This window comes from Mycobacterium sp. ABE4_509 (assembly GCF_056160785.1).
The window spans coordinates 1-664 of the sequence record NZ_JBSWXU010000329.1 but is presented as its reverse complement, the minus strand read 5'-3'; the positions used below and the strand labels follow the sequence as shown (position 1 = coordinate 664).

1 protein-coding gene is annotated in these 664 nt (G+C 74.7%); it reads right to left on the bottom strand.

Annotated features, from left to right (window positions below):
- On the bottom strand, window positions 1-664 hold a 664-nt coding region (ssd, locus tag ACXAID_RS28315; RefSeq protein WP_475025463.1), incomplete at both ends, for a septum site-determining protein Ssd.

Sequence of the window (664 nt, the reverse complement as noted above, 5' to 3'; positions counted from 1 at the left end):
GCGGGGACCGACGGCGCAGCCGCAACCCGCCGCACTCGAGTTGCCGGTCGATGCCGGGCTGCGGGCGCATGGCCGCCAGCACCGGCAGCCCTACGATGCGAGCGGCGTCATCGCGGGTCAGACCACCGGGCGCCGGTCCACGCACGACGAGTCCGGTGTTCGGGTTCTCCGCGACCGCCCACCGCGCTGTGGCCGCGGCCGCCGCACAGGACCGGACGTCGACCGGAGTGATCAAGATCACCAAATCGGCTGCCGCCAGAGCTGTTTCGACAGCCGCCGTCGGCTGCCGCGCCACATCGCAGATCACCGTCACCCCGCCGCGGGCGCCGGCCTCGACCACCGCGTCCAGCGCGAGGGCATCGATGTCGTTGCCGGATCGGCCCTCCGGACACGCTCGGCCCGCGGAGAGCACCCGGACCCGATTCCGTCCGGGTAGTGCGTCCCGCAGGGCGGGATAGCTCAAGCGGCCGCCGGCCGGCGCCAGGTCGGGCCAGCGCAGCCCGGGTTGTCCCTCACCGCCGAGCAGTAGATCGAGGCCGCCACCCCAGGGGTCCGCGTCGATCAGAAGCGATTCGGTGGCGGTGCACGCCAGCGCCGCGGCGAAGACCGACGCTCCGGCACCGCCACGGCCCGCCAGCACGGCGACCACCGGGCCGCGCGTGCG